Origin of the sequence: Nocardiopsis sp. NPDC049922 (assembly GCF_040660275.1) — a bacterium.
Lineage (GTDB): Bacteria > Actinomycetota > Actinomycetes > Streptosporangiales > Streptosporangiaceae > Nocardiopsis.
Map to the genome: position 1 here is coordinate 1 of NZ_JBFAME010000042.1, position 9,534 is coordinate 9,534.

General features: G+C 68.1%; 10 protein-coding genes. 2 read left to right on the plus strand and 8 right to left on the minus strand.

The annotated features are described in order from the left end of the window. Window positions 1–150: 150 nt before the first annotated feature. Window positions 151–396 (minus strand): hypothetical protein, encoded by a 246-nt coding sequence (locus AB0I72_RS28125; RefSeq protein WP_358574071.1) that lies wholly within the window; start codon window positions 394–396, stop codon window positions 151–153. 97 nt (window positions 397–493) lie between these two features. Here AB0I72_RS28125 and AB0I72_RS28130 point away from each other — a divergent pair, with 97 nt between their 5' ends. Further along, a complete protein-coding gene (locus AB0I72_RS28130; RefSeq protein ID WP_358574073.1) occupies window positions 494–1,654 on the plus strand; it encodes an SIR2 family protein in 1,161 nt (386 codons plus the stop codon). A gap of 478 nt (window positions 1,655–2,132) precedes the next feature. Beyond that, window positions 2,133–3,704: a serine/threonine-protein kinase gene (locus tag AB0I72_RS28135; protein ID WP_358574075.1), complete on the plus strand. Its 1,572-nt coding sequence runs from the start codon at window positions 2,133–2,135 to the stop codon at window positions 3,702–3,704. Between the two features lie 564 nt (window positions 3,705–4,268). Here the strand turns inward: AB0I72_RS28135 and AB0I72_RS28140 are convergent. The 7 genes from AB0I72_RS28140 to AB0I72_RS28170 all read right to left on the minus strand — a co-directional run bounded on the left by AB0I72_RS28140 (window position 4,269) and on the right by AB0I72_RS28170 (window position 9,369). Next, the gene (locus tag AB0I72_RS28140; RefSeq protein ID WP_358574077.1) at window positions 4,269–4,658 is read right to left on the minus strand and encodes a hypothetical protein; all 390 of its coding nucleotides are present in this window, start codon (window positions 4,656–4,658) and stop codon (window positions 4,269–4,271) included. After that, complete coding sequence (locus tag AB0I72_RS28145) at window positions 4,655–5,647, minus strand: DNA methyltransferase (protein ID WP_358574079.1); 993 nt, start codon at window positions 5,645–5,647, stop codon at window positions 4,655–4,657. Before AB0I72_RS28145 ends, AB0I72_RS28140 begins: the two co-directional genes overlap by 4 nt. Beyond that, the gene (locus AB0I72_RS28150) at window positions 5,644–6,390 is read right to left on the minus strand and encodes a hypothetical protein (protein ID WP_358574081.1); all 747 of its coding nucleotides are present in this window, start codon (window positions 6,388–6,390) and stop codon (window positions 5,644–5,646) included. Before AB0I72_RS28150 ends, AB0I72_RS28145 begins: the two co-directional genes overlap by 4 nt. A 171-nt stretch (window positions 6,391–6,561) precedes the next feature. Continuing rightward, window positions 6,562–6,930: a hypothetical protein gene (locus tag AB0I72_RS28155; RefSeq protein ID WP_358574083.1), complete on the minus strand. Its 369-nt coding sequence runs from the start codon at window positions 6,928–6,930 to the stop codon at window positions 6,562–6,564. Window positions 6,931–7,001: 71 nt separating this feature from the next. After that, on the minus strand, window positions 7,002–7,838 hold the full coding sequence (locus AB0I72_RS28160) for a MarR family transcriptional regulator (RefSeq protein ID WP_358574085.1): 837 nt from the start codon (window positions 7,836–7,838) through the stop codon (window positions 7,002–7,004). Window positions 7,839–7,929: 91 nt separating this feature from the next. Continuing rightward, a complete protein-coding gene (locus tag AB0I72_RS28165; protein ID WP_358574087.1) occupies window positions 7,930–8,574 on the minus strand; it encodes a hypothetical protein in 645 nt (214 codons plus the stop codon). A 114-nt stretch (window positions 8,575–8,688) separates the two neighbouring features. Further along, window positions 8,689–9,369 (minus strand): hypothetical protein, encoded by a 681-nt coding sequence (locus tag AB0I72_RS28170; protein WP_358574089.1) that lies wholly within the window; start codon window positions 9,367–9,369, stop codon window positions 8,689–8,691. Window positions 9,370–9,534 lie beyond the last annotated feature (165 nt).

Consider the following 9,534-nt stretch of genomic DNA (forward strand, 5'->3'; position numbering starts at 1 on the left):
AGCCGCCGCTGCCGATTCGCGTCCCCCATATCCGCCCTTTCGCGATCCATCCGGATCCGTCGTCGCTTCCCCCTTGACGACCTCCTAGGAAGACGTCACCAGAGCAGATGCGACATGCGACCTGCAAATGGTTCACCCAAGGTGGGAGCATCACACGATGATCCGAGAGAGGCTCTTCGTGGTGTGGCGCAGCAGCCTGCAGCGTCCAACGAGCAGCGCCTTGGCACGTTCGCCGACGGCGCGCATGCCGCGTAGCAGCAGGTTGGCAGCCCCCTTTTCGGTACTGAAGCGTTCCCACGGCACATGACCGGGGCACTTTACGGGGACGTGCACACCGGCGCCGACGCCTTCATAGCCCAGGTTCGCCAGAACTTGAGACAGCACCTCTGAGTTCAATAGGTAGTCATTTCTTGGTCAGCACCCGCACGATAACCCCTAAATTCCGACGGGGTGCGCTAACGTTGTCCCCTGTCAAATTTCGAGTGGAGGCAACATGGAGATAGTCGTATTGGCGGGAAATGGCATATCCATACCAGGAAACCCTTTGCTAGAAATGCATGCTCTCACTGATTCTCTAAAGAAGAAATTCAAGGAGGCCGCCGGGGAGGACGGGGACGCTGCTCAAGCACTGGCTTCGCTCAGTCGAACCCTCACAGGAGACTCTGCGTCAGAAACGGCGAACTTTGAGCACCTTCTGGGCCCTCTCGATAGTGCAGCTAAGGGCTTCGCCGACATCGGCCCGCTCCTCAGGATCGCACGCAAAGGTGTCGATCATACCGAGTTAGAGAGATCAATGAAAACGACCTCAGAATTTCTTCGAGACTTATACCGAAGAGGGTCGGCAATCACCCTGGAGCAGGTTGTGTCAGCAAAGGGAAACGAACACACTGAGAAATTCATTCAAGAAATGCTCGCCATCGCAAATGGCAGGAAGGTGGATAATATATACCTAGGAACCCTAAATTATGATAGCCTGCTCCACGCTGCATTGCTGGGGGATCACCGTGACGAGCTATGTGACCTGGCAGACGGACAGCGACGCTCTAAGGAGTACGAGGTTATTCCAGGGGAGCGTCCGATTTCGGGCAAGCCCCTGCGCACGAGGAACAACCTTCCCAGAGGAAAGCGCATTGCCGTGCTGCAAATGCACGGATCTGCAGCTTGGCTAAGAAACCCGAGCGGCAACCCGGACGTCATTCGGTTCCCGTTGCGATCTCTGCGCAATAGGAATTACTGGGAAGCTCTTCGGGACGGGAGGACCGAGTGGCTTCCAGAGGTGGTTCTCACCAGCCAGTCAGGGAAGCTTGAGCGCATCAAGGAACGCCCCTTCGAACTGGCATACAGCATTTTCAAGGCCACCGCCCATATGAGCAAATCCATACTGATAATCGGTTATGGTTTTCGCGACCGAGCCGTCAACGAGGCCTTGCAGGCTGTCGTCTCCGCTGAGGATCCGGGTCAAGAAAAGGATATTTTGGTAGTGACAAAGGGAGCCGATCCGACTACAGAGGAAATCAAAGGCGTACTCATGCCCGCCCCTAGGGAAGGAGGATATGTTATTTCACATCAGGAGCCCATTATTTGTCGATGCGGGATACCTGATACATTTGGATGCGATAAATGGGTTTCATGGGTCGAGCGAATCAGAGAGTGAGCTTGAACTGGTCACACCCTCAACCGGAGCGGCAGTGCAGGCAGGCGCGCAGGTCGGTCCGGAAGCGGGACAAGGTGGACACCGGCTCGCCGTGGGCGGGATCGTGCAGCAGACTCATCTTTGCGGCCTTGGGGATTGGGTCATCAGCGTCTCGACAGCGCACATGATCGCCGCACATGATCGCCCCAAGGCCGCTCTGCTGTCCGCCGAACGCCAAAATCCCCGGCCAGCTCAACTAGCCAACCGAGGGCACAGGTTAAATCTCAAGCTTAGAGACAGCGGACCAGTTATGTAGATGCCAGTGGCCTCCAGACTGGCCTGGCAGGCTCGGTTCAGGTGCCAGCGCGGTTGCCCGTTTCGTCGTTAGGAGGCCCTGCGCCCCAAAGCACACAAGACGAACGCCAGCGCGGACAGCATCCGTGTGAACAGGTAGCGTCTGGGCTCCAAGAGTTCGCCCCTCACCACGCTTCGGAGCCCCATGCCCCCATCGAAAGCCACCCCGAACGAGATGGAGATCCGCCTGCCCGCCTCAGCCGAGGATCTGCCCTCGACCGCACCTCGTGGTATCGGCCGTTACCGGCTCCTCAAGCGGCTGGGCGCGGGAGGCATGGGCGTGGTCTACGCGGCTATGACCCCCGAAGGGCGGGCTGTGGCGGTCAAGACGGTGCATGCCGAGTACGCGGAGAACGCCGATTTCCGGGCCCGGTTCGCCCGTGAGGTGGACCTGCTCCGCCGGGTCGGCGGGGCCTGTGTGGTCCCGCTCATCGACGCCGACACGAGCGCGGATCGCCCCTGGCTAGTCACTCCTCTCATCGAGGGTCCGACCCTGGGGGCGCATGTACGTGAGCACGGTCCTCTCAGCCCGGCTCTGCTACGCGGCTTGGCCGTCGGTGTCGCCGAGGCTCTCGTGCGCATCCACGCCCAGGGGGTGGTCCACCGCGATCTCAAGCCCGCCAACGTCATCCTTTCCCCGTCCGGTCCCAAGGTCTTGGACTTCGGCATCGCCCGTGCCATCGACGAAACCGCACTGACCCGCACCGGGTCGGTGGTCGGTTCCTCCGGGTGGATCAGCCCGCAGCACTATAGGGGTGAGGCAGCGACGTTCGCCGACGACATGTTCGCCTGGGGAGCAGTGGTGGCCTACGCGGCCACGGGCCGCCCGCCGTTCGGCGGCGGTGCCGCCGATGCCGTCGCCTACCGGATCCTGCACGAGGAGCCCGACCTGACGGGCTTCACCGGGCTGCTCGCGGCGCTGGTCCGCCGTGCGCTAGACAAGTCCGCCCAGGAACGTCCGAGCGCCGCCGACATCGTGCGGGAGATCAGCGGTGGGCGGACCGACTCGGCCGAGGCCGCCACTGAAGCGGTGACCACGCTGCTTCGGGACGGCTGGTCAGGGGTTCCCGAGGCACCCACGCGACGGTACCGGGTGAGTTTCTCCCCTCGCCCTGTGCGAACTCGGAGGGGGTCTGGGCGTGCTCTGGCCCTGGGCGCCGGGGCTGTCGCCCTCCTTCTCACGGTGGTCGCCGGGGGGTGGTGGCTGGGGCGGTCCGTGCAGGACCGCGCGATGGAGGAGGTACCCCCCAGTACCGAGGGGGTCGCTGTGTCGGAGTCCGAACCGCCCGCGGTGGTGACCACCCCCGCTTGGGTTGGCTGGGCCGCCGAACCCGACACACCTCGGCCAGGCGACGACGCGATCGGCCTGTACCCGTTCCGGTTCAGTGACCAACGAAGCGACCCGGAGTTCGACGCGCACGATCCAGACTTCTCCGGCTCGGAACCGATGTGGGCGCGTATCGCGGACGATGCGGAGCTGTACTGCGCCGCAGTGCTCTGCTGGGACGAGACCAGCGGGGCTTTCACTCCGGGAGATGTCGACGCCTCCGGGTACGGCACCACACCGATCCAGCGCGAGGACGTGTTCGCCTACTTTGACGAGTACCGCCCGAACGCCCTCGTGCCCGAGGTCTACGTCGTGGCGGAGGTCCGGTACACCGTGGATGCGGACGGAATCGCAGAAATCATTCGTCTCGCCGAACACTACTTTCCCTGATCTGGGCCCGCCCGACGCCGGGTCCTGTGAGTCGCGGGATGCAAGCCCGAGGACGGGGGCAGTTCCCCGAGTCGGATGACGGTCCAGCCGTGGACCGCCCAACCGGTCAGGGACCGAGCCCCGGGATGCTCGGAGTCCGGCGGCGCGACCACCGCCTTGGCGACCTCAGGGAACACCGTCTGGTGTCCTGGGTGAATTGGGTGATGGCGTAGCTGAGCTCAGTGGAGACCACCTGCACGTCCGCCCCGACGCCACGGCGAAGGAGGCAGCCTCATGGCGCGGCCCGTGCAGGTGGATCGGCGGGAGCCCTGCTGCACAGGCGATCCGGTTGAATCAGCGGTCCACCACTCCCGCTCACGGCTCGACCGATTCGGGTGGTATGTCGTTTTCGCTTTTCATGGCGCGTGTGTGGCCCTGTCGGCCCGTGCACCCCGGTTGGGGGCTGGGTGCCAGCCCGGGGCGGCGAGGGCGACGTGGATCGATACAGCGCCCCACACCCGCTCCCGTGCGCCCCGGGCTCGTATCGGGGGCGGAGACGCGTCCCCGCCCCACAGCCCGTGCTGGTCAGTCCGGGCGGACGTGGCCCGTGTAGGTCAACCATGCCCGGTACTGGGCGCGCACCTTCTCGGGGATCGCCACCACCCGATACCGGGCCGCACCTCGGGTGTGTTCGACCACCAGGTGGTCACCCTCCCAGGTCGGCATCGCCCCCAGCAGGGCGCCAACGCTGGAGACTTCGGCGAAGGCCTCCGCGTCGCGGCTGGTGCGCGGGAAGTAGGTGACGTCCACGCCGGTGTGCGGGCTGACGGGAAGGTCCGGGTGCGCCTCCAGGAACTCGGCCAGCTCCCGCAGGTCCGTGATGACCTGGGAACGGCGCTCATCGCTAGCAGCGTCGCTGAACCGGCCGGGGACCTGCCTGCCGTCGGAGGCGAGGTCGTTGTGGTGGTGGGTCATGCCGCCTGGGCCTCCTGCTCGCTCGCGGGGTTGGTGAACACCAAGGCGTCCTCGTGCTGGATCACGTGCACCGGGATGCCCGCCTTGCGCAGGCGACGGGTCTCGATGATCTGGAAGAACGACCCACGGGACACCAGCTCCCCGTCGCGCAGCGCGCACAGCAGCGCCACACACCGGTCGACCTGCACCAACCCCGCACGCCGGCTCGCCTCAGCGACCTGGCCGGGGAAGTCGATCAAGTGGCCGTCCTTGCGGTAGGGGCGGGTGGTCACCACGACCACCCCGCCCGGCGCCAACAACGGACGGCACGCCGCCAGAATCCGGGAGAAAGACCCCAGCAGGGCCTCCGGTTTCTGGTAAGCGAGATTGGCGACCTTCTCGTCGCGTTCCCGGGCGTAGACGTGGGCGTACTTCTCCACCGCCTGAGCCCCGTCACGGCGGGAGCGGACCTGTCCGTGGGTCATCGACCCGTACGGAGGCGAGGTCAACACCAACCGCACCCGCCCCGCCAACGACGAGCCCAGGCTGGCGGCGACCTCGGCACCCTCGCCGGTGTGCACCGTCCCCTGCCCGGGCGCTCCGTGGACGGCGGCGGTCTCCAGGTTCAGCCGGGCGATGGACGCCCACTTGGGCTCCAACTCGATCCCGACCGCGTCGCGTCCCAGGTGGACCGCCTCGACCAGGGTGGTGCCGATCCCGCACATCGGATCCAACACCACCTCCCCCGGCCGGGTGTAGGCGCGGATGGCGTGCTGGGCGATCGCGGGCAGCATCTTGGCGGGGTGTTCCACCGACAACCGCGAGTACCGGCTCCCCCGCTGCTGGCGGGCCTGGCGCTGCCCCGTGGTCCACACCGACCACCCCGCCCCCGCGAGTTGGTCGCGTTCCCCGAGGTGGGTGTGGTCGTCGTGGGGGTGGCCGAGATGACCGTTCGCGTCGCGGCCGCGGTCCGGGAAGGCGAGGTCGTCGCCGTGGCGGTCCTGGCTCACGCGCCCACCTCCCCACGGACCTCCGCGGTAGCGGTCCGGTACCGCTTGGGCAGGCGGAACACGGACACGTTCAGGTGCGCGGGCGAGGTGATCGTGGCCGCCGCCTCGGCTACCGAGGCCGGCAAGGCGTCCCCCACCTCCTCCTCGTCGGGGTCGAGGTCCCGCCCCCGAACGGGGATGGTGGCTCCGAGCCCGGCCTCGCAGATCGGGACGGTCAACGCGATCACGTGCTGCACATACACCAGCCCCGCGCAGGAGGCGGCCCGCACCACCCCCGGAGCCGGATCCACCACCGCCCCGGTAGGGGCGTGCCCGACCGGCGTGACGACCGCGACGATCCCGCCCGGGCGGGTGAGGGTCGCCGCGAACATCACCCGCGCCTGGGTGCGCCGTTCACGCCGCCTCGGGTCCTCCTCGGGGACGGCCGCAAGGACCGTGACGGTCAGGTCGGCCCACGCCACCCCGAACACCGTCACCCGCTCCCCCTGGTCATACTCGGTGCGGGCAGGCACCTCGGCCGAGCGCCCCCGCAGGCGGACGATCGCCGCCACCCGACCCTGGGTGCCAGTCAGGTCGGCGACCACCTGCCCCGGGCGGGTGTACTCGCCCACCAGCCGGTGGCCCAACCGGTCCGGCACCACCTCGCCCGCCCCCTCGTGGGTGGGGTGATGGGGGGTCGGTGCGCACGGCCACACCGCCAACGGCGGTCGGCCCGTGGGGTTGTCGTAGGACGTGTGTGTCATCAGGCGCCTCTCCTTCTTTCTCGCCCTGATGACCTCCTAAGAAGACGCCCCCACCACGAATGCGACACCGACCCCGCACAACTTCGAGGGGAAAGCTGAAGGCCCGGGACCCACACCAGCGCCTGGCTGGTGTGGGTCCCGGGCCTTCACCCGACTCACGCAAGGTCCGTGCTACCTGTTCGGCTCCTGGAGGCGGCAGGGGCACCCGGCCTCCTGCACCATGTCCCGCACCAGCAACGGCAGCGGGAGAGCGATGACCACCGCGAGGTGGCCCAACGGGGTGCCGTGACAGCACCGGCCGGTAGCCCGGTCGTGCACCGCGAGGTGGTGCCCGCACACCCCGCACACCGTCCCCGGACCCCGGTCCTCCCGGTGCACCACCCCCGGCCACCGGTTGGCCACGTAGTAGGTGCGCAGCAACCGGTGGGCGCGGTTGACCACCCCCACCAGGGTGACCGTCACGCACAGGGCGGCCAGAACTGCGGTGTACTCCCATTCCACACAGCCCAGGTCGGTCCAGGGCCACATACCATCGAACACGTCATACTCCCTAGGGGTATTTTGGCGGTGGGGGTGTGGGGTGGCGTTGCGCCCACACCCCCCGGGGGCTGCTACTTCACGGTGTTGGCGGTCCGGTAGCGGCGGGGCTTGTCGCAGGTGCGCACCGCGTGACCGTCCTTGGCCAGGCGGGCGAGGTTGTTCTGGATCGCGCCGATCGACCGGCCCTGCAGCAGGTGGCTGATCTCGGTCGCGGTGAACTCCTCACCCGGGTCGGCGTCGAGGATCGCCCGCACCATCAACTTCAACTCCCCGGGAGCGAGCCGGGCCGACCCGCTCACCGGGTTCACGTCGGCTGCTGTCGCGGTGGCGTGGGCCCGGGGCGAGGCCGCCCGGGGCTTGGGCGGGGTGGCCGGGGCGGGCTGGGCCGAAATGTCCGGGGTACGCGAGGTTGCCGTGGCCACCTCCGCGACCGGTGCCTCCTCGACCCGCACTTCCTCCGTGACCGTGCGCGGGGCGGAGTCATCCCCTCCCGCGTCCGAGGTGGGCGGAACCACCTCCGGGACGGTGTCCGGTGCGGTGTCGGGCTCTACGGGTACGACGTCGGGCTCTGCGGGTGCGGCGTCGCCCGTCGCCCCGTCGCCCACCTGGAGGGGGGAGGTGTCCTCGCCGTCGCCGGTGGTGTCCGAGGCCACGGGGGTGGCCGCGTGCCAGGTGTCGGGCAGGCGGCGACGCCCCTCACGCCCGCCCGGGACGCGCACCGCCAACCCCTCCTTCTCCAAACCCGGGAGGTGCTTGCCCACAGTCGACCTGCCGACCCCCACCGCCTCGGCCAACGCGGTGACGGTGATCGGTTCGGGTGCCTCGGCAAGGGCGGACAGGACGAGGTCACGGGTGCGGGTGCGGGTCGCGGAACGGCGCGCAGCCGAAGCAGTCGTGGTGGTGGTCATGACAAACGGATCCCTTCGCGGAGCAGCAGTGTGGTGTGTGGCGGGGGTCGCCCCGCCCCTCACGGTGGGGCGACCCGGTCGATGGTGGTGGTCAGGCGTCCTGAGAAAGGTGGGCGGTGACGCGGTCGCGGATCGCCCCCGGCAGGCGGCACAGCTCCCGGTCGGGGGTGCGCCAGCTGGTGACGAACGCGCCCTGGTCGGTGAACCAGGTGAGGGTCGAGGCGTCCTCAGCCGCCGTGTCCGGGTACGGGGTGGAGACGGTGACCGCGACGTTCGGACACACGGTGTCGAGGTAGGTGTCCTGCAGGCGGTACACGTCCTCACCGTCGGTGCGGTCGATGTAGACCGGGCGGCGCAAAAGGACGAACCCGTGGGTGAGCATCTCGCGGCGCAACCGGCCCAGGTGCGTGCGGGGGCGTGGGTGGGTGGGTTCCCAGGGGTCCCATTCCAGGCAGGCGTGGGCGATATGGTCGGCCGTCGCCACGAGCGCGTCCCATGCCCGCTCGGGCGGGAGGAGGAGGGCCCAGTCCAGGTCGTGGATCAGGTCGCCGTACCCGTACACGATCGTCTCCCGCGAGGTGGTGTCCAGCCACCGGTGGTGGGTGAGCCGGTACTCGCTCTCGTCGGGGTTGGCGGTGATCAGCCCGCCGGGCCCGGTACGGGCCAGGGCTTGCAGGAGGTGGTCGGTCAGGCGTTGGCGGGCGAACTTCTCACCCATGGTGCGGTACACGGTCACGGAGAGTCCCTTCGTGTGGGCGCGCCGAACACAGCGCCCGGCGCGCAGTGATGTGGGTGTTGGGTGGGTGGGGTCGCCCCGCCCCGTGCGGGGCGACCCGGTCGGACGTCGCGGTCAGGTGCGGGTGCGGGTGCGGCGCAGGTGCGCGTCCGCCTCGGCGCGTACACGGCGGGCTTGGGCTCCCGCGACGAACTGGTTGCGCAGCGCCTTGGGCCAGCCCCTCACGTGACTCCCCTGGTCGGTGATCGTGATCAGGGACAACGCCCCCGTGGTTTCATCAAGGGGCATCTTCACGGTGACCGTGATGGTCGGGTCGGTCCGGTCGGCGTAGCGGTCGGCCACCATCCGGGTCGTGGGCTGCTTGTAGATGCCCGGGTCGGCGTACCGGTCGTAGTAGTACGGCGCGGCGGTCAGGTCGAACCCGAGTGCTTGCATGTGCTGGCGCATGCGCGTAACGACCGGCCCGGTCTTGACGACGTCCTCGACCGCCTCGGTCATGGTGTCCCAGGTGGACTCGTCGACCGCGTCCACCAGCTCCTCCCATGCCCGGTCCTCGTACTCGAGGGTGTAGTTCTCCAGGCCGAAGACGAGGTCGTGGTGGCCGTACACGATGAAGTGGGTGTGGCTGGCCGGGTCGAGGGTGCGGGCGTGGGTGACGTAGTAGCCGCGCTCGTACAGGTCAGCGATGATCACCCCGCCCGGACCGATCCGGCCCAGGGTGCGCAGCATCCGGGAGGTGATCTCGGCTCCGGAGAACCAGTCAGCGACCGTCACCTCGGGCACGTTCTCGAACACGGTGAGTCCCTTCGTGTGGGCGCGCCGAACACGACGCTCGGCGCGCAGTGATGTGGGTGTTCGGGTGGGTGGGGCCGCCCCGCCCCTTCCGGCAGGGGGGCGGCCCCGGGTGGCGTGTGCGCGGTTAGGGGCGCAGGTCCAGGTGGGCGCGGGCCCGCACCGGGG